The sequence below is a fragment of the Paracoccus sp. 22332 genome, from assembly GCF_052045125.1.
Classification (GTDB): Bacteria; Pseudomonadota; Alphaproteobacteria; order Rhodobacterales; family Rhodobacteraceae; genus Paracoccus; species Paracoccus haematequi_A.
Genome location: NZ_JBQEOI010000007.1, coordinates 104,100 through 125,433, shown reverse-complemented (window position 1 = coordinate 125,433; position 21,334 = coordinate 104,100). Strand labels below are relative to the sequence as shown.

At 68.1% G+C, this 21,334-nt stretch carries 22 protein-coding genes; 8 read left to right on the top strand and 14 right to left on the bottom strand.

Annotation, left to right across the window (positions count from 1 at the left end; all coding sequences use genetic code 11):
- Nucleotides 1-2,190, top strand: a complete 2,190-nt coding sequence (locus ACTJI6_RS10460; RefSeq protein ID WP_440800435.1) for a heavy metal translocating P-type ATPase — start codon at nt 1-3, stop codon at nt 2,188-2,190.
- Between the two features lie 11 nt (nt 2,191-2,201).
- The gene (gene ccoS / locus ACTJI6_RS10455) at nt 2,202-2,363 is read left to right on the top strand and encodes a cbb3-type cytochrome oxidase assembly protein CcoS (RefSeq protein ID WP_126154718.1); all 162 of its coding nucleotides are present in this window, start codon (nt 2,202-2,204) and stop codon (nt 2,361-2,363) included.
- Nucleotides 2,364-2,447: 84 nt separating this feature from the next.
- On the opposite strand, the gene ACTJI6_RS10450 is transcribed toward ccoS, so the two are convergent.
- Nucleotides 2,448-4,040 (bottom strand): serine hydrolase, encoded by a 1,593-nt coding sequence (locus ACTJI6_RS10450; protein WP_440800609.1) that lies wholly within the window; start codon nt 4,038-4,040, stop codon nt 2,448-2,450.
- Nucleotides 4,041-4,308: 268 nt separating this feature from the next.
- Between ACTJI6_RS10450 and clpS the strand changes: the two genes are divergently transcribed.
- The 3 genes from clpS to ACTJI6_RS10435 are packed head-to-tail and all read left to right on the top strand — an operon-like array spanning nt 4,309 to nt 6,439.
- Complete coding sequence (gene clpS / locus ACTJI6_RS10445; protein WP_126154762.1) at nt 4,309-4,626, top strand: ATP-dependent Clp protease adapter ClpS; 318 nt, start codon at nt 4,309-4,311, stop codon at nt 4,624-4,626.
- 8 nt (nt 4,627-4,634) lie between these two features.
- The gene (locus ACTJI6_RS10440) at nt 4,635-5,633 is read left to right on the top strand and encodes a methyltransferase (RefSeq protein WP_440800433.1); all 999 of its coding nucleotides are present in this window, start codon (nt 4,635-4,637) and stop codon (nt 5,631-5,633) included.
- Nucleotides 5,633-6,439 (top strand): SDR family NAD(P)-dependent oxidoreductase, encoded by an 807-nt coding sequence (locus ACTJI6_RS10435; protein WP_440800431.1) that lies wholly within the window; start codon nt 5,633-5,635, stop codon nt 6,437-6,439. Before ACTJI6_RS10440 ends, ACTJI6_RS10435 begins: the two co-directional genes overlap by 1 nt.
- Here the strand turns inward: ACTJI6_RS10435 and ACTJI6_RS10430 are convergent, their stop codons facing one another.
- Complete coding sequence (locus ACTJI6_RS10430; protein ID WP_440800429.1) at nt 6,440-6,859, bottom strand: hypothetical protein; 420 nt, start codon at nt 6,857-6,859, stop codon at nt 6,440-6,442.
- A 77-nt stretch (nt 6,860-6,936) separates the two neighbouring features.
- Between ACTJI6_RS10430 and hemF the strand changes: the two genes are divergently transcribed.
- Nucleotides 6,937-7,791: an oxygen-dependent coproporphyrinogen oxidase gene (gene hemF, locus ACTJI6_RS10425; protein WP_440800427.1), complete on the top strand. Its 855-nt coding sequence runs from the start codon at nt 6,937-6,939 to the stop codon at nt 7,789-7,791.
- Here the strand turns inward: hemF and ACTJI6_RS10420 are convergent, their stop codons facing one another.
- A complete protein-coding gene (locus tag ACTJI6_RS10420; protein ID WP_440800425.1) occupies nt 7,792-8,667 on the bottom strand; it encodes an EamA family transporter in 876 nt (291 codons plus the stop codon).
- Nucleotides 8,664-9,692, bottom strand: coding sequence for a uroporphyrinogen decarboxylase (gene hemE / locus ACTJI6_RS10415; RefSeq protein ID WP_126154725.1), 1,029 nt, complete (start codon nt 9,690-9,692; stop codon nt 8,664-8,666). The genes ACTJI6_RS10420 and hemE overlap by 4 nt, the downstream gene beginning before the upstream one ends.
- Before the next feature lie 83 nt (nt 9,693-9,775).
- Between hemE and hemC the strand changes: the two genes are divergently transcribed.
- Nucleotides 9,776-10,708, top strand: a complete 933-nt coding sequence (hemC, locus tag ACTJI6_RS10410; RefSeq protein WP_440800423.1) for a hydroxymethylbilane synthase — start codon at nt 9,776-9,778, stop codon at nt 10,706-10,708.
- 14 nt (nt 10,709-10,722) lie between these two features.
- Here the strand turns inward: hemC and lexA are convergent, their stop codons facing one another.
- The 9 genes from lexA to ACTJI6_RS10365 all read right to left on the bottom strand — a co-directional run bounded on the left by lexA (nt 10,723) and on the right by ACTJI6_RS10365 (nt 19,585).
- Complete coding sequence (gene lexA / locus ACTJI6_RS10405) at nt 10,723-11,442, bottom strand: transcriptional repressor LexA (RefSeq protein ID WP_440800606.1); 720 nt, start codon at nt 11,440-11,442, stop codon at nt 10,723-10,725.
- Nucleotides 11,443-11,543: 101 nt separating this feature from the next.
- Nucleotides 11,544-12,722: a molybdopterin molybdotransferase MoeA gene (locus tag ACTJI6_RS10400; RefSeq protein ID WP_440800421.1), complete on the bottom strand. Its 1,179-nt coding sequence runs from the start codon at nt 12,720-12,722 to the stop codon at nt 11,544-11,546.
- On the bottom strand, nt 12,719-13,198 hold the full coding sequence (gene moaC / locus ACTJI6_RS10395) for a cyclic pyranopterin monophosphate synthase MoaC (RefSeq protein ID WP_440800419.1): 480 nt from the start codon (nt 13,196-13,198) through the stop codon (nt 12,719-12,721). Before moaC ends, ACTJI6_RS10400 begins: the two co-directional genes overlap by 4 nt.
- Nucleotides 13,195-13,986, bottom strand: coding sequence for an indole-3-glycerol phosphate synthase TrpC (gene trpC / locus ACTJI6_RS10390; protein ID WP_440800417.1), 792 nt, complete (start codon nt 13,984-13,986; stop codon nt 13,195-13,197). The genes moaC and trpC overlap by 4 nt, the downstream gene beginning before the upstream one ends.
- 42 nt (nt 13,987-14,028) lie before the next feature.
- Nucleotides 14,029-14,940 carry a carbohydrate kinase family protein gene (locus ACTJI6_RS10385; protein ID WP_440800415.1) on the bottom strand — a complete coding sequence of 304 codons (912 nt, stop codon included), beginning with the start codon at nt 14,938-14,940 and terminating at the stop codon, nt 14,029-14,031.
- Nucleotides 14,941-14,952: 12 nt separating this feature from the next.
- On the bottom strand, nt 14,953-16,212 hold the full coding sequence (locus ACTJI6_RS10380) for a zinc ribbon domain-containing protein (RefSeq protein ID WP_440800413.1): 1,260 nt from the start codon (nt 16,210-16,212) through the stop codon (nt 14,953-14,955).
- Nucleotides 16,213-16,219: 7 nt separating this feature from the next.
- Nucleotides 16,220-17,332 (bottom strand): SPFH domain-containing protein, encoded by a 1,113-nt coding sequence (locus ACTJI6_RS10375; RefSeq protein ID WP_440800411.1) that lies wholly within the window; start codon nt 17,330-17,332, stop codon nt 16,220-16,222.
- Nucleotides 17,333-17,390: 58 nt separating this feature from the next.
- A complete protein-coding gene (locus tag ACTJI6_RS10370) occupies nt 17,391-18,416 on the bottom strand; it encodes a DUF2927 domain-containing protein (protein ID WP_440800409.1) in 1,026 nt (341 codons plus the stop codon).
- Nucleotides 18,413-19,585: a toxic anion resistance protein gene (locus tag ACTJI6_RS10365; protein ID WP_440800407.1), complete on the bottom strand. Its 1,173-nt coding sequence runs from the start codon at nt 19,583-19,585 to the stop codon at nt 18,413-18,415. Before ACTJI6_RS10365 ends, ACTJI6_RS10370 begins: the two co-directional genes overlap by 4 nt.
- A 318-nt stretch (nt 19,586-19,903) precedes the next feature.
- Between ACTJI6_RS10365 and ACTJI6_RS10360 the strand changes: the two genes are divergently transcribed.
- Nucleotides 19,904-20,581 carry a sugar transferase gene (locus ACTJI6_RS10360; RefSeq protein ID WP_440800405.1) on the top strand — a complete coding sequence of 226 codons (678 nt, stop codon included), beginning with the start codon at nt 19,904-19,906 and terminating at the stop codon, nt 20,579-20,581.
- Here ACTJI6_RS10360 and ACTJI6_RS10355 read toward each other — a convergent pair whose 3' ends face one another.
- Nucleotides 20,582-21,331 carry a WecB/TagA/CpsF family glycosyltransferase gene (locus ACTJI6_RS10355; RefSeq protein WP_440800403.1) on the bottom strand — a complete coding sequence of 250 codons (750 nt, stop codon included), beginning with the start codon at nt 21,329-21,331 and terminating at the stop codon, nt 20,582-20,584.
- Between the last annotated feature and the right edge of the window lie 3 nt (nt 21,332-21,334).

The following is a 21,334-nucleotide window of genomic DNA, read 5'->3' as shown; positions in this document are numbered from 1 at the left end:
ATGGCCGACCTGACAGCCTCGGGCTTCAGCGCCTGCCCTGCCTGCGATGCCGCGCCCTTGGCCCAACGGCTGGCCGACCGGGCCGAGATCGCGCAGGGCACCGTCATCATGTCTCTGCCGACCGCCCATTGCGCGGCCTGCATCACCGATGTGGAAACCGCGCTGACCGCCCATCCCGGCGTCAAGTCGGCGCGCGTCAACCTGACCCTGCGCCGCGTCACGGTCGATGCGCCGGGCCTGACCGCCGACGACCTGATCCCGGTGCTGGCGGGCGTGGGATACGAGGCGCATGAACTGGATCCCGACGCGCTGTCGGCGACGACCGCCGACCGGCAGGGCCGCGACCTGCTGATGCGGATCGGCGTCTCGGGTTTCGCGATGATGAACATCATGATCCTGTCGGTCGCCGTCTGGTCGGGTGCCGAGGCCGCGACCCGCGACCTGTTCCACTGGATCAGCGGCGCCATCGCCCTGCCAACGGTATTCTTCGCGGGCCAGCCGTTCTTCCGCAGCGCCTGGTCCGCGCTGCGGGTCGGGCGGTTGGGCATGGACGTGCCGATCTCTCTGGCGCTGATCCTGGCCAGTGCGATTTCCGTCTATGAGACGATGAATTCCGGCCATCACGCCTATTTCGACGGCGTGACGATGCTGTGCTTCTTCCTGCTGATCGGCCGCTACCTGGATCATCGCACCCGCGCCATTGCCCGGTCCGCTGCCGCCGAACTGACCGCATTGGAGGTTCCGCGCGCCACATTGCTGGCAGACGGGGCCGAACAGGTGGTGCCTGTCGCCATGCTGCGTCCCGGCGACCTGATCCGCATCCGTCCCGGCGCCCGGATCCCCGCCGATGGCGAGATCGTCGAGGGTCGGTCGGAAATCGACCGCGCCCTGCTGACCGGAGAAACCCTGCCGGTGCTGGCCGCGCCCGGCCAGATGCTGTCGGCGGGCGAGGTGAACCTGACCGGCCCGCTGGTGCTGCGGGTAACGGCGGCCGGGCGCGATTCGTCGCTCGCCCGCCTGACCGCCTTGGTCGAGGCCGCAGAATCCGCGCGCGGGCGCTATACGTCACTGGCGGACCGGGCCTCGCGCGCCTATTCGCCCAGCGTCCACCTGATCGCGCTGTGCAGCTTTGCTGGCTGGATCTGGGCCACGGGCGACCTGCGCCTGGCCGTGAACATCGCCGCGGCGGTGTTGATCGTGACCTGTCCCTGCGCGCTGGGCCTGGCGGTTCCGGCGGTCGCCACGGCGGCCTCGGGCCGGTTGTTCCGGCGCGGGCTGCTGATCAAGGACGGCACCGCCCTGGAACGCCTGGCCGAGGTCGATACGGTCGTCTTCGACAAGACCGGCACCCTGACCCTGGGCCGTCCGGTCCTGGTCAGCGCCGATCCGCTGCCCGCCGATCTGCGCCCGGTCGCCCGCGCCCTCGCGCAGGCGTCCTCGCATCCGCTGTCGGTCGCCTTGGCCGCGGCCTTGCAGGAACGGCCCGCCGACCTGACCGACGTGACCGAACATCCGGGCTTCGGCGTCTCGGGGCGCTGGCAGGGACGGGTGGTTCGGCTGGGCCGGGCCGACTGGCTGGGCGTGGCCGACGACGATGAAAACAGGCCCACCAGTGCGACTTGGCTTGCGATCGAGGGCCAGCCCCCCGTGCGCCTGGAATTCACCGACGAACTGCGGCCCGGCGCGGCGGACTGCGTGGCGGCGCTGCGCAAGGCCGGGCTGGGTGTCGTGCTGATCTCGGGCGACCGGCACGCGGCGGTGGCGGATTTGGCCGATCGCCTGGGCATCCAGGACTTCCGCGCCGCCGTCGATCCCCAGGGGAAAGAGTCAATGGTCGCCGATCTTGCCGCCCAGGGCGCGCGCGTCCTGATGGTGGGCGACGGGCTGAACGACACGGCGGCGCTTGCCCGCGCCCATGCCTCGATCTCGCCCGCAAGCGCCCTGGACGCGGCACGGGTGGCCAGCGACATGGTGTTGACTGGCAGCGATCTGGTGCCCGTGGCCGAGGCCGTGGCGACCGCCCGCCTTGCCACCCGCCGCATCCGACAGAACTTTGCGATCTCGATCGCCTATAATATCGTGGCGGTGCCGCTGGCCGTAGCCGGGATGGTGACGCCGCTGATCGCAGCATTGGCGATGTCGATCAGTTCGATCACCGTGACGCTGAACGCGCTGCGCCTGCGGGACTGAAGGGAAACGCCATGGAGATCCTGTCCATCCTGATCCCGGTTTCGCTGGCCCTGGGTGGGGCTGGCCTGGTGGCCTTCATCTGGGCCTTGCGGTCGCGCCAGTTCGAGGATCCGAAGGGCGATGCGGAACGCATCCTCAGCGACAAATGGGACGACCGGCCCAAGCCCGACTGATCGGTTCGGCTAAGAAAAACGGGCCAAAGAAAACGGGGGCGGAGTTATCTCCGCCCCCGTTCCGTTTCAAACGGCGTCGGCCGATCAGCGCCCGACCACCTGACATTCCTGCGACCGGCTTGCGAAGCGTTCGCAGACCAGTTCGGCATTGGCCTTGGTCAGATTCGCGAAGCTGGGCTGGAAGCCGCGCCGGGTGTCGGCGACATGACGCGCCGCGCCGCCCAGGATCGCCCCGTCCTGCAAGGCGCTGCGCAACAACAGCTTTTCAGCCTCGGCCCTGGAGGTGAACAGCCCCAGCGTCACGCCCCAACCGCGACCGCTGTTGGCGGGGCGGGACACGATCTCCAAAGCTTCGGGATCGGCCAGGTCGCCTTCGCCCATCGCGGCCAGGATCACCATTTCCGACCGGGGCTTGGGCGCGGGAGAAGCCAGCAGCGACAGCGAGGTGCCGCCGTTCTGCGGAACGGCCTCGGCCACGGCGCGGGCGATGGCCTGGGGGTCGGCGCCGGGATGCGCGGCCTCGGCCGTGGCGGCGGTGCGGGACCGGGGCGCCGGGGCAGGGCGGACGGATGCCGCCAGCACCGGGGCTGCAAGGCTGGCCGATTGCGCCTGCGGCGTGGGTTCCGGCGCGGCGGCCACGGTGGCGGGTTCCGGCGCGCGGCGGCTGGCGGGGCGGGCACTGGCCGTCAGGGTCAGGCCGCCCGTCAGGGCCGCCTGGGGCGCGGGTTGCGGAGCCTGGGGCACGGCGGCGGTCGATGCCAGGGCAGGGCGGCTGACCCGCACCGGCGGGGCCGAGGCCGACAGCACCAGCCGTTGCGGCTGGGGCGCGGTGGCGGCGGCCGATGGCTCGACCTGGGCGCGGCGCACCACGCGTTGCGCCAGCAGGCGCGGCGCCTCGGGCCGGACTTCGCGGACGCGATTGGGAACCCGCGTGAAGCCTGCGTCCAGAAGTTGCGCCATGACCTGATTGCGATGCGCAGTCGAGGTGCCGCCCAGGACCGTCGCGATCAGCCGCTTGTTGCCGCGCTGCGCCGAAGCGGTCAGGTTGAAGCCCGCCGCGCGGGTATAGCCCGTCTTGATCCCGTCCGCGCCTTCATAGGCGTCCAGGAACCGCTTGTTGGTCGAGGCGACCTGGGCGATCCCCGCATCCGCCGAGCGGCGCGAGAAGATGTTGTAGTATTGAGGGAAGTCGTAGAACAGCCGGCGGCCCAGGATGGTCATGTCGCGGGCGGTCGAATAATGCCCCTCCTGCGTCAGCCCGTGGGCGTTGCGGAAGTTGGTGTTCGTCATGCCGAGCGCGCGGGCCATCTGCGTCATCTGCTGGGCAAAGGCGGCCTCGGATCCCGCCAGCCCTTCGCCGATGGTGGTGGCGGCGTCATTGGCCGACTTGATCGCGGCGGCGCGGATCAGATAGCGCAGCTCGATTCGCTGGCCTGCCTTCAGGCCCAGCTTGGAAGGCGGTTCAGATGCCGCGTTGGTGGAAACGGGGAATTGCGAATCCAGCCGGACCTGCCCGCGTTCGATTGCGGTAAAGGCCATGTACAGCGTCATCATCTTGGTCAGGGACGCGGGATGCAGCCGCGTATCCTCGTTTTGCTTGTAGATCGGTTGGCCGGTGCGCGCGTCCATCACATAGGCGGCAAACGGGGCCGCCGAAAGCGTCGCCGGAACAAGCATGGCCAGCACAAGAAAGGCCCACAGCCGGGCTGTCTGGGAAATTCGGATCACTGTCGCGGTCTCTCTGCCTCGGGGCGGCATGTCGTTTGTCGCATGCCCTTGCTTAATATTCGGATAATAGCACGACATCTTTCGCCATGTAACCGTTCATTTGGTGTATTTTCCTGTCTTCGCTCGCCCCTGGGCGGGCTTTTCTCGGGCGGGAAATCGACTATATTGTTCCGCAAACGGGATCAGCATGACCAGATCGGACGACATGGCGCAGTGGATGACAGAGGGCGACGGACCCGACGACCAGATCGAACTGGTGGTCAAGCCGCGCACGCGCACGCAGCGCCCGCCGATGTACAAGGTCTTGATGCTGAACGACGATTTCACGCCGATGGAATTCGTGGTACATGTGCTGGAACGGCTGTTCAACATGACCCACGCGCAGGCGATCGAGATCATGCTGACCGTCCATCGCAAGGGTGTGGCGGTCGTCGGCGTCTTCTCGCACGAGGTCGCCGAAACCAAGGTCGCGCAGGTGATGGAACTGGCGCGACGGCAGCAGCACCCGCTGCAATGCACCATGGAAAAAGAATAGCAGTGACCGTGACGCGCCTTTCCCTCGCCCTCCCGGATGGTCATCCCGGAGGCGATTTTCTTGTCATCGGGGCGCGCGGGGCGGACGATCTGTCGCCGCTGGACCCGGCTCGCACCCGCATTCAGCAGGGGCACTTCCCCGACCATCGCGCCCTGGCCGCGCGCGGCTTCCAGGTCGCGCCCGTCGTCGAGGGCCGCTTCGACGCGGCCCTGGCCGTGCTGCCCCGCGCCAAGGCCGAGGGGCGGGCCCGCATCGCCGATGCCGCGTCCCGCCTGTCGCCCGGCGCGGTTCTGTGGATCGACGGGCAAAAGACCGACGGCATCGATTCCATGTTGCGGGATTTGCGTCGATTGGCCCCGGTGGACGAGGTTCACAGCAAGGCCCATGGCAAGATATTCCGCGTGACCGTTCCTGTGGGCGATTGGCTGCCGCCCGACTGGTCCGCCCGCGCTCAAGAGGTCGCGCCGGGTTTCGTGACCCGTCCGGGCGTGTTTTCCGCCGATGGCGTCGATCCCGGCTCGGCGATGCTGGCGCAGGCGCTGCCCGACCGGATGCCGACCCGCGTGGTCGACCTGGGGGCGGGATGGGGCTGGCTGTCCGCGCAGGCCCTGACCCGTCCGGGGATCGAGGTCATTCATCTGGTCGAGGCCGATCACGCCGCTCTGGAATCGGCCCGCGACAACATCGCCGATCCGCGCGCCCGTTTCCACTGGGCCGATGCGCGCGACTTCACCCTGTCAGAACCCGTGAATGGCGTGATCATGAACCCGCCTTTCCATGACGGGCGCGCGGCCGATCCCCGGATCGGTGCCGATTTCATCGCGGCTGCCGCGCGCCTGCTGACGGGGGCGGGGCGTCTGTGGATGGTCGCCAATCGGCATCTGCCCTATGAAGCCGTCCTTTCGCAGCATTTCGCACAGGTGACGGAATTGCGGGGCGACAACCGCTTCAAGGTGATCGAGGCGACCGGCGCGGGACGCGGCGCCGCGCGCAAGGGCCGCCGCTGATGAGCCTGTCGATCCAGGGCAAGACCGCGATTGTCACCGGGGCCGGGCGCGGAATCGGGCTGGCCGTCGCACGCCATTTCGTCGAACGCGGCGCCTATGTGATGTTCGCCGATACCGACGAAGCCGCCCTGGCCGAGGCGATGTCGGATTACGACGAACGCGACCCGCATGTGCGCGGCTTCTCGGGCCGCATGTCGGAAAAGCTGGCGACGGCGAACCTGCTGTCGGCGACGCTGGACGCTTTCGACCGGGTGGACATCCTTGTCAACGCGCACCGGCTGGTCAAGGCGTCGGACCCGCTGGACACGGATCTGGACGTGCTGGAACAACTGCTGCGCCAGAACATGATGGCCGGGCTGCGGATGACCCAGATCGTGGCCAAGCGGATGATCAAGCAGGCCGAGGCCGATCCCGAGGCCGGGGCGGCAGGGGCCATCGTCAACATCTCGACCCTGGCGGCGCTGCATCCGGTGCCGACCATGCTGGGCTATTCCATCGCTTATGCGGCGCAGGAACAGGCCACACGCGGAATGGCCCTGGCGCTTGCCCCGCACAGGATCCGGGTGAACGGCGTCCGCTTCGGCAGCGTCATGTCCCACGAGTTGAAGGATTCCTTGCGCGACAAGCCCGATCTGCGCAGCAAGATCGTTGCGGCGACCCCGATGGGGCGCATCGCAGCCGCCGACGAACTGGTCGACACGGTGCTGTATCTGGCCAGCGAAGCGTCCCGCTTTGTTACCGGGCAGATCGTGACCGTGGATGGCGGGCGCAGCCTCTCTGACCGGGTGGCGGTGCAGACCGTCTGATCAGCCTTGGTCTTCCGGGAAAGCCTCGCGGCAGGCTTGCACGACGGCCGCTGCCCGGTCGCTCAGTTGCGCCTTGCGCGCGGCCAGATTGTCGCGCTTGCGCTGTTCGGCCGCGGGGTCGATGGGAACGCGATAGCGTTCGGTATCCACGTAATCGCGCCAGCAGGGCTCATAGCCCACGACCGCGCGCCCGTCCTTGTCGCGCCACACCGATCGGCATTGCGTCAGGCGGTCGCGCACGACCTGCCGTTCCTCCCAGGCATAGCCGCGCGCCAGGTTGCCCTCGACCTCGGCCAGCAAACGGCTGACGGTGCGGTACTCGGTGGTGTTGCCGCTGATGCAGCGTTCCTGGGGGGTGCCGCAGGCCGCCAGCAGCAAGGGCAGGGCAAGGGTCGCGGCAAGGGCGGTGTTGCGGGTCATGGCGGGTCTCTTTACAGCAGGCTCTGGGATGCTAACGCTGCCCGGTCGGGCTGGCAAATCAAGTTTGGAGAGCGTCGATGGAACAGGAACGCAGCACCGCCGCCGCTTGGTTCCGCAGCCTGCGCGACCGCATCGTCGCGGCCTTCGAGGGGCTGGAGGATCGCGGCCCCGGCGAGGCGACGGCGGGCCGGTTCGACGTGACCCCGACCACCCGCGCCGAAGATGGCGGCGGCGGCCTTATGTCGGTGATGCGGGGGGGGCGCGTCTTTGAAAAGGTCGGCGTCAACTGGTCCGAGGTCCACGGCACCCTGGCACCGCGCGCGCAGGCGGCGATGGCCTCCAGGGGGGTGCCGGGGATCGACCGCGACCCGCGTTTCTGGGCCAGCGGCATCAGCCTGGTCGCGCATATGCAGAACCCGCAGGCGCCCGCCGTCCACATGAACACGCGCATGTTCTGGACCCCCGGCGCCTGGTGGTTCGGCGGCGGCGCCGACCTCAACCCCTGCATCGAATATCCCGCCGACACCGCCCATTTCCACGCCACCCTGCGCGCAGCCTGCGATACCCATGACAGCGGCTATTACGACCGCTTCAAGGCCTGGGCGGACGATTACTTCTTCATCCCTCATCGCGGGCGGGCGCGGGGTGTGGGCGGCATCTTCTTCGACGACCTGAACACCGGCGACTGGCAGGCCGATTTCGCCTTCACCCGCGCGGTCGGAGAGGCGGTCCTGCCCGCCTTCCTGCCCCTGGCCGAAGCGCGGATGGCCCAGCCCTTCACCGACGCGGACCGCGACACCCAGCTGATCCACCGCGGGCTTTATGCGGAATACAACCTCGTCTACGACCGCGGCACGAAATTCGGGCTGGAAACCGGCCACAATGCTGACGCCGTCCTGATGAGCTTGCCGCCGCTGGCGAAATGGGTCTAGCTAGGCCGCCACGCTCAGCAGCCAGCCGACCCCGACCACGATCAGGCCCATTCCGGCCAGTTGCAGCGGACCTACCGTCTGTCGGAACAGACGCCCGGACAGGGCCTGCGCCATCACCACCTCGACCAAAGCCAGGGTGCGGACATTGGCGGCGGGGGTCAGCGCAAAGCCGATGAACCAGAACAATGAGGCGAAAGCTCCCAGCACCCCGGCGCCCAGCGACACCCGCCATTCGGCCATGATCCCCGCCAGGGCGCGGCGGTCGCGCAGGACCAGCCAGGCGGCCATCACCAACGCCTGCATCCCCAGGGTGATCGCCAGGATGGTCAGGGCGCGGATCGCATAGCCCGCATCGGGCAGTGCCAGCAGCGCCCCGCGAAAGCCGATTGCCGACAACCCGAACAGCGCGCCCGACAGCACTCCGGTCGCGACCGGCCCCCAAGCCGCCCGTTTCCACGCGACGCCTGAAGCCAGCACGACGCCCAGCGTCGCGACCGCGATCGCGCCCAGCCGGGCGGGGCCAAGCGGCTCGGCCAGGATCACCGCGCCGATCAGGGCCAGCGTGATCGGTTCCGTCTTCATCAGCGCGGTGGCGACGCCGAATCCCTGGCCCCGCATGGTCATCAGCATGAACGCCGTCGCCCCGATCTGGGCCAGGGCGCCAAGCGCGGCCCAAGCCAGGACCGTCGTATCCGGCCGGGGAATCGGCATCCAGATCGCGACCAGGGCCAGGGCGAGCGCGGCGAAGGGAAAGCCGAAGACAAACCGCACCGCGGTCGCGCCGACGGTGCCGACCTGACGCGTCAACCCCGCCTGCGCGGCGTTCCGGGCGGTTTGCGCGGTGGCCGCGATCAGGGTTGCGGCCACCCAGATCATGCGCTGCGGACAGCCTCGATCATGGCGGCGACGTTGTCGGGGTCGGCGTCCGGGGTGATGCCGTGGCCCAGGTTGAAGATATGCGGTCCGCCCCGCAACGCGCGGGTGATGCGCTGCGCCTCGGCCACCAGGGCAGGACCGCCCGTGACCATATGCCGCGGATCCATGTTGCCCTGGACGCAGCCGTCGGGCTGGACATGCCGCGCCGCCCAGTCCGCGTCGACCGAATTGTCCAGGGCCACGCAATCCGCGCCGGTCGCGCGCGCGAATCCGACATAGCGTTCGCCCGCCTCCCTGGGGAAGGCGATGATCGGGACGCCGGGATGACGATCCTTCAGCGCCGCGATGATCCGGCGGGTGGGCGCCACCGCGAAATCGTCGAAATCGGCGCCCTTCAGGCTGCCCGCCCAGCTGTCGAACAGCTTGACGACCTCGGCCCCCGCCTCGATCTGGGCGGACAGGTAATCGATCGTCGCGTCGGTGATGCGGTCGATCAGCGCGGTGAAGGTGGCGCGGTCTTGGTCCTTCAGCGCATGGGCCGGGCCTTGGTCGGGCGTGCCGCGACCGGCGATCATATAGGTGGCGACCGTCCAGGGCGCGCCGGCAAAGCCGATCAGCGCGGTCTCCTGCGGCAATTCGCGCGCCAGGATGCGCAGCGTTTCATAGACCGGGGCCAGGCGGTCGTGGATCTGGTCGGCCGGTCCAAGGCTCGCCAGATCCTTGGCCGAGGTGATGGTCGACAGGCGCGGCCCCTCTCCGGTGGCGAACCACAGATCGGCGCCCAGAGCCTGTGGGACCAGCAGGATGTCGGCGAACAGGATCGCCGCGTCGAAGCCAAAGCGGCGGATCGGCTGCAACGTCACCTCGGCCGCCAGCTCGGGATTGTAGCACAGCGACAGGAAATCCCCCGCCTGTGCGCGGGTCGCACGATATTCCGGCAGATAGCGGCCGGCCTGGCGCATCATCCAGATCGGCGGGGTGGGCAGGCTTTCCCCGGCAAGGGCGCGCATCAGAAGTTTGGTCATGGGGCCTCCTGCGGCCCGTTCAAGGCGAGGCGGGGGGCGTTGTCAAGCAGCCTGCCTGCGGCTATGCCGGGATCATGATGCAGATGCCCGACCCCACCCGTCCCCTGAAGATCGGCACCCGAGGATCCAAGCTGGCGCTTGCCCAGGCGCACGAGACGCGCGACCGGCTGTCCGCCGCGCATGGCTTGCCTGCCGACGCGTTCGAGATCGTCGTGATCAAGACGACCGGCGACCGGATCACCGACCGGCCCCTGAAGGAAATCGGCGGCAAGGGCCTGTTCACGCGCGAGATCGAGGAGGCGCTGATCTCGGGCGGGATCGACATCGCCGTGCATTCCATGAAGGACATGCCGACGATCCAGCCGGAGGGCCTGGTGATCGACTGCCTTCTGCCGCGAGAGGACGTGCGCGACGCCTTTGTCAGCCCGACGGCCCAGGCCATCGCTGATCTTCCCGCCGGGGCGATCGTCGGCACCTCCAGCCTGCGACGCAGGGCGCAACTGGCGCATCGCCGCCCGGACCTGCATCTGGTCGAATTCCGCGGCAATGTTCAGACGCGTCTGAAGAAACTGGACGACGGGGTGGCCACGGCGACATTTCTGGCAATGGCGGGGCTGTCGCGCCTGGGCATGCTGCATGTCGCGCGCGGTCCCATCGATCCGGCCGAGATGCTGCCTGCGGTGGCTCAGGGAGCCATCGGGGTGGAACGGCGCGCCGAGGACGAGTTGGCGGCGGCGCTGCTGGCGGCGATTCATCACGATCCGACCGGGCATCGGATCGCGGCGGAGCGCGCCTTCCTGGCTCGGCTGGACGGCTCTTGCCAGACCCCCATCGCGGGCTTGGCCGAGATTCGCGAAAAGACCTTGCTGCTGCGCGGAGAAATCCTGCGTCCCGACGGATCGGCGGCAATCAGCGGATATCGGGAAGGCAGTCTGCACGACGGTCCGGCGATGGGCAGCGATCTGGCCCAGGAACTGCTGGGCAGGGCGGGCGCGGGGTTTTTCGATCACCTTTGACCCCGCAGCCGGGTTCAATAACTGCGGATCAGTCCCACCAGACGACCCTGAATGCGGACCCGATCCTCGGGCAGGATGCGGGGTTCATAGGCGGGGTTCGCGGCTTCGAGCGCGATCATTCCGCCGCGACGGCGATACCGCTTCAGCGTCGCCTCGCTGCCGTCGACCAGGGCCACGATGATGTCGCCGTTATCCGCCGTGTCCTGTTCGCGGATCACGACCACATCGCCGTCGTTGATCCCCGCCTCGATCATCGAATCGCCTTGCACCTCAAGCGCATAATGGTGTTCGCGACCCGATAGCATCGTCCCCGGCACCGCCACATGGTGCGACACCTCAGAAATCGCCTCGATCGGGACACCGGCGGCGATCCGGCCCATCAGCGGCAGTTCGACCGCCGGGCTGTCCATGATCGTCATGGCGCCGCGCGGGCGGGCAGGCCGCGAATTGGCGACCACACGGGGGGTGAAGCCGGCCTTCCTGTCATCGGCCGCAGCGGCGGTGGAGTCGGCCAGCAGCGCGTCGGGAAGGCGCACGATTTCCAGGGCGCGCGCCCGGTGCGGAAGGCGGCGGATGAAGCCCCGCTCCTCCAACGCCGTAACAAGACGGTGGATCCCCGATTTCGACCGCAGATCCAGGGCTTCCTTCATTTCGTCGAAAGACGGCGGGACACCATCGCGCGACATCCGCTTCTGAATGAAATCCAGAAGCTGGATCTGTTTCTTGGTCAGCATCGCGTCCATCCCCGGCATGGTATTGTTCCTTTTATGTTCTATCGCACGCATCGCCTTGCGTCAACGAACAGAGCATAAGGAACTGAAAATTTCGTTAATCCTCAGCCGGTCAAGGACAGGTATTCGACGGTATCCCCCGCAAGCCGGGGCGGATCGCCCGCGGGACGGACAAGCAGCGCATCCGCCTGGGCCATCAGCGACAGCCGGGCCGAATCCTGGCTGGGAAAGGGCTGGATCACGGGCAAGTCGGGCCCATCGGTCAGCCGGGCGCGCAGGTAGTGCCGACGGTTCCCCTCGGCCGGAAGTTCCGCTGCAAGGCGGGCCTTCCGCAACGACCTTTCGGATGACCAGCCCTGCATCGCAGCGATGAGAGGTTGCATGAACAAGATCGCGCAAACCATTGCCGAGACGGGATTCCCCGGGAGACCAAGCATCGGAATATCGCCGAGCGTCCCGGCCATCAGCGGCTTTCCCGGACGCATGGCGACCCGATAGAACGCGCGTTGCAGACCCAGATCGGCCGAGACCTTGCCGATCAGGTCGTGATCCCCGACCGAGGCGCCGCCGATCGTCACCAGCAGGTCGGAACCCTGCGCCGCAGCGAACCCGGCGCGCAGGCTGTCTTCGGTATCCCGCGCGATGGGCAGGATATGCGGATCGGCCCCGGCCTGCCTGACCAAACCGGCAATGGCCAAGTCGTTGGAACTGATGATCTGGCCCGGTCCAGGCACCACGCCGGGGGGCACCAGTTCGTCACCGCCTGCGAGGATCGCCACGCGGGGGCGCCGGGCGACGGTCACGACGGGCACGTTCATGGCGGCCAGCAGGGCGATATCGGCTGCCGACAGCTTGCGGCCCGCCTCCAGCCGGTGGCCTTCCCGGAAATCATCCCCCGCAGGACGGATGTTGGCGGTGCCAGAGGGATCCGTGATGGTGATGCTGTCCGCGTCGCGCACGACGTTTTCCTGCATGATCACGCGGTCGAAACCTGCGGGGACCGGCGCGCCGGTGAAGATGCGCACTGCCACGCCCGGTGCGGCCTTCCCGGCATAGGGATGGCCCGCCGCGGCCTCGCCCCCGACGCGCAGGGTTTGGCCGATATCGGCGGCGCGGATCGCATAGCCGTCCATGGCCGAGGCATCGAAGGGCGGCTGTGTCATCCGCGACACGGCCGGTTCCAGAAGGATGCGGTCCCAGGCTTGGTCCAAGGGCACCCGTTCGCCCCTCGGCGCGGGCGCAAGGGCCAGAACCTGCGCCAGGGCCTGTTCGACCGAAATCACCGCTTTACCTCGTAATCGCCGGATTTTCCGCCGCTTTTTCGGGTCAGGCGGATATCCTGGATGGTCATCGACTTTTCGGCGGCCTTCAGCATGTCATAGATTGTCAGACAGGCGATCGATACGGCGGTCAGCGCCTCCATCTCCACCCCGGTCTGGCCGGTGGTGCGCACCGTTGCCGACACACGGATACCGGGCAGAGACGGATCGGGCGTCAGGTCCAGCGAGACCTTGCTGATCGGCAAGGGGTGGCACAGCGGGATGAGGTCGGCGGTGCGTTTGGCCGCCATGATGCCCGCCAGTCGGGCGACGCCCATCACATCGCCCTTGGCCGCGCCGCCCTGGGCCAGGGCCAGGGCCAGCGTTTCCGGCGACATGGCGACGCATCCTTCGGCCATCGCTTCGCGCGTGGTGACCGCCTTGCCGGATACGTCGACCATATGGGCCTGCCCGGCGGCATCGAAATGCGTCAGGGTCATGCGGCGACATCCAGGATCTGGCGGGTCGCGGCCGTCACATCGGCCTGCCGCATCAGGCTTTCCCCGATCAGGAAGCGGCGTGCGCCCACCTGCATCATTGCGGCAAGGTCGGCGGCGCTGAACAGGCCGCTTTCGCAAACCACGTCCCGATCCGCCGGAATGCAGGGGGCCAGTTCGCGCGTTACATCCAATGACAGCTCGAAAGTCTTGAGATTGCGGTTGTTTATCCCGATCAACGGCGACTTCAACCGCAGCGCGCGGTCCAGTTCGGCGCTGTCGTGAACCTCGATCAGCGCGTCCATGCCCCAGTGGAAGGCGGCATCCTCCAGCTCGGCGGCCAGGGCGTCGTCGACCGAGGCCATGATGATCAGGATGCAGTCTGCCCCCCAGGCCCGCGCCTCGGCCACCTGATAGGTGTCATAGAGAAAATCCTTGCGCAGGACCGGCAAGCCGCAGGCCGCACGGGCCTGGGTCAGGAATTCCGGCGTGCCCTGAAAACTGGGGGCGTCGGTCAGAACCGACAGGCAGGCCGCGCCGCCCTGTTCATAGGCCCGTGCCAGGGCGGGCGGGTCGAAATCGGGGCGGATCAAGCCTTTGGAGGGACTGGCCTTCTTGATTTCCGCGATCAACGCCGGCCCGGTCGCAGCCTTGGCCGTCAGGGCGCGGGCAAAGCCGCGGGGGGGCGTGGCGGCGCGGGCCGCTGCCTCGACATCGGCCAGGGGACGCGCGGCCTTGGCGGCGGCGATCTCGTCCAGCTTATAGGTCTTGATCTTGTCCAGAATATCCATGGGACGGTTTTAACGCCGCCCGCAGGGCCGGGACAAGGGCGTTCAGGCGGGCATCTCGTGCGCCCAGGGCGGATTGGCGCCGGGACGGGACACGGTGATGGCTGCGGCCCGTGCGCCCAGGGTCAGCGCGGCGGCGATCTGGTCCCGCGTGATCGCGGCGAGCCCGGCCTTGGTCAGGACACCCTGGCGGCGCAGGCTGGCCAGCACACCGGCATTGAAGGTGTCGCCCGCGCCGATGGTGTCGGCCACAGTGGTGCGGATCGCGGGCGCCGCGACCGGATCACCCGCCCAATGCGCCCGCGCGCCCGCTGCTCCGCCGGTTTGCAGCACCAGCCGAGGCCCCTGCGCCAGCACCCGCCGCGCGGCATCTTCCAGGGGCAGGCCGGGATACAACCACTCCAGGTCGTCGCCCGACAGCTTCACGATGTCGGACCGCGCGATCAGCCGCGCCAGCCGGGCGCGATAGGCATCTGCGTCGGGGATGAAGAAGGGCCTGATGTTCGGATCCAGCATCACCGGCAGGCGCCCGCCTTCGCGGACGATCAGCGATTCGACGGCCGCGCCGCAGGGATCGGGCACCAGGCTGATGCCGCCCGCGAACAGCGCGTCGATGGCGTCGGGCAGGGTCGGAATATCCTCGGGCGCCAGCATCCGCCCGGCCGATCCTTCGTCATAGAAGGAATAGCGCGCCTCGCCCCCGGTCAGGGTCACCAGGGCCAGCGTGGTCAGGCGGTCGGTGCGGGGACACAGGTCGGTGTCGACCCCCGCCTCGGCCAGCGGGCGCAGCAGCATGTCGCCGAAGGCGTCGCGGCTGATCGGCCACAGATAGGAGACGGATTCCCCAAGACGGCCAAGCGCGATGGCGGTGTTATAGACCGATCCCCCCGCCAAAGGCCGGAAACTGCCATCCTCCGGCACCATGTCGATCAGCGATTCGCCCGCGCACAGGATCATCGTCCCCTCCGTTCAGTAAATCCTGACCACATCGCCCGACCGTTCCAGAACGCCGCCCAGATCGATGTAGCCCCCCGCCTCGGCCAGATACAGGAAAGCTGCTAGCGCAACCAGTGCGGTGATCGCCGCTGCGGTGATTTTCCAGACCGACCACGGGCGCTCTCCGACCACGCGGCCCGATTGGCCGTTGACCACGAAGCGATAGCTTTTGCCGTTATAACGATAGGCCGCCGTCCAGACCGGCAGCAGGATATGCTTGAACGTCTCGTCGGCATAGTCGGTGCTGATGTGATCGACGCGCTGTTCGTCGCCCCCGATGGCGCGCCGCGCGTCGTTCAGGATCACCCCGGCCATTTCCGCCCGCGCGGTCTTGTGGCCGTCGTAAAGCGGGATCGTATAGGCCTCGGCCTCCAACCCGGCCAGATAGTCCGGGCGATAGGGACGCAGATGCGACAGATCCCAGGGCGCCAGCCCGTCCGAGAACTTGCGCGGCAGCGAGGCCGAGGCCAGCACCACCACATCGTTGAAATCGCGCGCCACGCGGCCCTGCGCCGGGCGCCAGCGGGTGCGGCGGACCTGCCGGGCGACCTGCTGGCTGCGGCCGTTCACCTGCTGCGTGACATAGACGGTCTCGTAATAATAATCGCCCCGCTGCCCGGCATAGCTGGACCGGGTGCGGGCGTCGAAGGTCCAGAACGGCGAATAGACGCCGCGCATCCGCCGCCCCCGCCGGGCATAGGCGGTCAGCCCCGACGGCGCGAACCACAGCCCGCCCAGCCAGTCCCGCATGGCGCGATGGGCCTGATCCTCGGCCAGGCGAAAGGGCAGGACGCCCTGGGGCTTGATCTTGCGGCTGGTGCCGGTGTCGGTGACAACCGGCGTCGCGCAGAACGGGCAGGCCCCGGCATGGCTGCTGTCGCCCACCTCGATCTGGGCGCCGCAATTGGGGCAGGACAGCAGGCGGACCGTCGCGGCAAGATCCGATCCGGCATCCAGGCGAAGGCCCTGCTCCAGCGGGATTTCCGCCAGTTCCGGCGCCTTGTGCCCGGCATCCCATTGCAGGGCGCGGCCTGTTTCGGGATCGGCCAGGATCGCATCCTCGCCCTCCACTCCACCCCGGGTCTGGCGGGCGGGCGCGCGGGCCGGGCCGTCGCCGATGGCCTGCCGGTGCCCGCACCAGTCGCAGACCAGCACCTGCTGGCCCGGCTGGAAGCGCAGGCTGGCCCCGCATCGTTCGCAAGGATAACGGTGTTCGGCCGGCGGGGTCGGCATGAGGCGGTCAGCCGGGCAGGGGCGGCGGCATGGTCGGGAACAGATGCGCCAGTTCGGGAATGTCGCCCGCCTTCCGCCAGCCGTCCTGGCCCGGCGTCCAGACCAGCGTTTCGTGCAGGACGCGACCCTCGGCCGACAGGCGCTGCAATCCAGCGCGGTCGAACGGCCCCTCGGCCCGGCCGTTCAGCGCGACATGCCATACCGCCGCGTCCTGCGGCAGGGGCGGAGGGATCGCAGCCCCGGCCTGCGGAACGCTGCCCCACGGACCCGAGGCCGGGCGCGCCGCCATGCCGGCGCCAAGCGCCGCGCCCATGGCAGCACCCATCCCTGCCCCGGCGGCGCCGGGGTTCTGGCTGGCATTCACCATCGCCTCGCCCGCCGCATATCGGCCAAAGCGGTCCAGGTCGCCCAGGATTCCCATCGAGGTGCGCTTGTCCAGCATCTTCTCGACTTCCTGAGGCAGGCTGATGTTTTCGATGTAGAATTCCGGGATCGTCAGGCCATAGGCGCTGATCGTCGGTTCGATCGCGGTGGCGACCAGCTTGCCCAGGTCGCCGGTGTTCGCGGCCATGTCCAGCACCGGGATCCCCGATCCGGCGATGACGCGGGAAAACTCCTGCACGATCACATTGCGGATCTGGAAGGCGATCTCGTCGCGGGTGAATTCGCCGTCGGTGCCGACGATTTCCGTCATGAACCGCGCCGGGTCGGTTACGCGCAGGGAATAGGTGCCGAAGGCGCGCAGCCGCACCGGGCCGAATTCCGGGTCGCGCGCCATCACCGGGTTCTTGGTGCCCCATTTCAGGTCGTTGAAGCGCGTGGTGTTGACGAAATAGATCTCGGACTTGAAGGGGCTGCGAAAGCCGTGGTCCCAATGCTGCAATCGCGTCAGGATCGGCAGGTTGTTGGTTTCCAGCATGTAGAGGCCGGGGCCGAAGGTATCGGCCAATTGCCCTTCATGGATGAAGACGGCGGCCTGGCCCTCTCGCACCGTCAGCTTGGCGCCGTATTTGATCGCGTTGCCGACGGTCGGATAGCGCCAGACCATCGTGTCGCGGGTGTCGTCGGTCCATTCGATGACCTCGATGAATTCGCCGCCGAGAATGTCGAAGATCGCCATCTGTCCCTCCGCAGGATGTCTTGTGCCTGTATGCGGCCAAGCCGCGCCGCCGCGCAAGTCAGATGCTTTGCGCCAGCAACTCGGCCGCGATGCGGCGGACGATCGGCTCGGCCTCGGCCGCCGACATGCCGGGACGCAGGCGCGGGTCATAGAGGATCCGCAGCAGCAATTCGTCGTGCCGGGTCAGCAGGGCGAATTCCTCGTCGTCGTTGAAGATCGACGGGCGGGCGTCGGGGCTGTCATTGGCAAGGCCCATGCCCTGGGCCAGTTCCTCGTGGATGCAGGATGTCTGCAACAGCGGCGGCAGTTCGGCCCGGATCAGCGCCACGGCATTGGAATAGACCGGCGACGCGCCCCGCGAATAGGCGAAGACGGTGCAGAAATTGTCCGCGTCCAGGGCCTGCATGACCGCGATATCCTGCGCGGGGATTCCGGGCACCAGCTGCGCCAGGCGCGGGCCGATGGCACGGCGTTCGTCGTCGGACAGGACCATGACCACGAAATTGCCGCCGTTCTCGGCCAGCGACACGCTGTGCCCGGTCGCCTGCGCCAGCCGCGCGGCGAACTGGCTGACCTCGACCCGATAGGCGCGGCGGGTGGCCACATCGACGACGGCCCCGAACTCCATCTGGATCCGCACCGGATCCTGCCAGCGGCGCAGGGGCGCGGGGGTGCCGCTGTCCCTGGCCTGGATGCCGCCCGCGCCATATTCGTCGCGCAGCGCGATGGCGATGAAATCGCGGGTCAGCGCGTCTTCGTCGATGGGCGCGTCCAGGGGCACCCGTTCCCGGCGCAGGCGGCCCTGGTCCAGAAGCGCGCGTTCGGCGCGGGCATAGAAATCCCGCTGCGCCGTGCTTGCAAGGCTGGCCTGGGTCAGGGCCTGGGACGCGGCGGCGTTGGCGGCGCGATTGCGTTCCGCGCGGGCCTTGCGCAATTCCGCCTGCGACGGGCCGTCATCCTGGGGCCGCGCGACCGGGCGCGCGGCGGGAACCGGCTGCGGTTCGGTTTCGGGCGCCTGGCACGCCGCCAGGGCCAACAGCACCAGCAGCGGCAGGCTGCGCAAGCCGTCTGTCCTGTGGCTCATGTCCGCGCCGGAGTCCCCTGACCCTGGGCCGTGGCGCGGGCCAACGTGTCGCGCAGATCGGCCTCCATCTTGGTCAGGTCGTTTTCGGCGGCGGCGCGGCGGGCGCGGCCCTCGTCGGCGATGCGCAGGCTGTCCTCGATCGTGGCGATCAGTTGCGCATTGGCCGCCTTGACCGAGTTGATGTCGAAGACGCCCCGTTCGGTCTGGGTGCGGATCTGCGCATTGGCCTGACGCAGGTTGTCGGCATTGCGGGTCAGCAGGTCGTTGGTCAGATCGCTGGCTTCCTTGACGGCGCGCGCGGCCTCGGCGCTGCGCTGGATCGTCACCGCCTGGGCAAGCTGCGTTTCCCACAGCGGCACGGTGTTCACCAGGGTCGAGTTGATCTTCGTGACCAGCGACTTGTCGTTTTCCTGCACCAGCCGGATCGAGGGCAGGGACTGCATCGTCACCTGCCGCGTCAGCTTCAGGTCGTGGACGCGGCGTTCCAGATCGTCGCGGCCCGCCCGCAGGTCGCGCAGCGCTTGGGCCTGCATGACCTGCTGATCCTCGGGGGCGGCCTTCACGCGGGCCTCCATCTCGGGGATGGTGGTGCTGTCCAGTTCCCGCAACTTCTCTTCTCCGGCGGCGATGTACAGCGCCAGTTCGTCATAGAAGTTCAGCGTGTGGTCATACAGCAGGTCCAGCGACTTGATGTCCTTCAGCAGCGTCTGTTCGTGCCGTTCCAGTTCGACCGTGATGCGGTCGATCTGGGTCTGGACCTGTTCGTAATTCGCCACGAATTTCGCGAAGGGCGCCGACCGGCCCAGCAGCTTTTCCCACCAGCTGCGCGTCCGCCGCATATCCAGCTCGCTGGTCGAGAAGCCGCGGATCGTCGTCACGATGCTGCGCAGGCTTTCGCCCGCGGGACCGACATCCTTGCTTTTGACATCGGCCAGCATCTTCTGGCTGATTTCCTGCAAGCCCGCCTGCGCGCGGGTGCCGAAGCGGACGATGGATCCGGTATCGCCCAGGTCGATCTCGTCCATGCGGCGGCGGATTTCGGCCTGAAGCTGGGGATCGCCGTCGCGGACCGACAGCGGATCGGCCTTGGGCTGGGGCAGGGGCGCCGATGTCACCGTCTCGATCTCGGTGCGGATGTCTTCGGCGCGGCGGCGGGTCTCGTCGGTCATGGCGCTTCCTTCCCTGGGCCTGTGCAAGCCAAGCATGTTGCGGCGCAGCATAGGCGGAATGCGGCGCAGTTCAACAAAGCGCCGCGCGAAAAAATGCGGTCCATGCAGCCCCGCAACAGGGGGCGATTCGCGTGGCCTTCGGGCGGGTCGGGGGCGCGGAACTGCTGAATCCTATCCAAAATGTCAGGTCATTAACGCAGTTAAATCAAACTTTATGCATATTCTTCCCTGCGCCAGGGTGCTAATGTCGTCCCGTTAGCAGGTGCCGTCCCCGATTTTCAGGGGGCATATTTTTTCCAAGTGTTAGTGCAGGTAAAGATGTCGGTGAAATCCCAGTCGGTTGCCCTGGCCCGTGTCGCGGCCGTCCCTTCTGTCCAAACCTCGCGTCCTTGGCTGTATCGCAGCCTGATCAAGCGTCCGCTGGACCTGATGCTGGTGCTGCTGACCTCTCCGGTGGTGGTTCCGCTGGTCCTGCTGCTGGCGCTGATCGTGATGCTGGACGGCAGGAACCCGTTCTATTCGCAGCAGCGCGTCGGCCGCGACGGCCGGATGTTCCGCATGTGGAAGCTGCGCAGCATGGTCCCCGACGCCGATCAGCGGCTGGAGGAGCATCTGGACCGCGATCCCCAGGCCCGGCAGGAATGGAACACGACGCAGAAGCTGCGCAACGATCCGCGCGTGACCGCCTTCGGCCGGATCCTGCGCGCCAGTTCCATGGACGAGTTGCCGCAACTGTGGAACGTCGCCACCGGAGACATGAGTCTGGTCGGTCCCCGTCCCATGATGCCCGACCAGCAGGCACTGTATTCGGGGCAGGGGTATTACCGTCTGCGTCCCGGCATCACCGGCTTCTGGCAGACCGCCGGGCGCAACAAGACGACCTTTGCGGCCCGCGCCTGGTATGACGACCGCTATGAACGCAGCCTGTCCTTCGCCGGCGACGCCGCGATCCTGCTGCGCACCGTGTCCGTGGTGCTGGGCCGGACCGGCTGCTGATCAGGGGCGCTGCCGCAGCGCCGCCATCGCCTCGGACGGCAGGATGGCGGCGCAGCGGGCGTATCGCGGCACCAGCCGCTTCGGCGCCGACAGCATCCGCCAGGCCCATTCCATCGCGATCCGCCTGACCCAACGCGGCGCACGAGTCTGGTTTCCCGCCAGGAAATCCAAGCCCGCGCCGATCGAGGCGAAGCCGACCCCCGGCGCGACCTCGCGCCCCCGCGCCGCCAGCCGTTCCTGTTTCGGCGCGCCAAGCGCCAGAAGGCACAGCCGCGCCCCGCTGTCCCGCACCTGCACCAGCAGATCGCGCGCCGCATCGCCATCGGGGTCGAAGCCCATCGGCGGGGCGATCCGCGCGACGATCCGGCAGCCGGGCGCGCGGCGCCTGATCTCATCCGCCGCCGCCGCCAGGGCTGCATCGGTGGTGCCGACCAGGGCCAGGCCCACGCCTTCGGCCGCGGCAAGCTGCGCCAGGGGGATCACCAGATCCGAACCCGTCACCAGCCCGACCGGACGGCGCGCCAGACGCGACAGCCAGACGATGGGGTTGCCGTCCGCCACCACCAGATCCTGCCCGGCATAAGCCTTGCGGAAGGTGTCGTCGGCCCGCAGCTTGACCAGGTGATCCAGGTTGATGGTCGCCAGCGCGAAGCCCTGGCCGCTGCGCAGCCGCCGAGTGATTTCTGCCAGAAGCGAAGGGCGGTCGGGCATGTTCACCCGAACGACCGAGGATCCATAGGAAAACTGCATTGC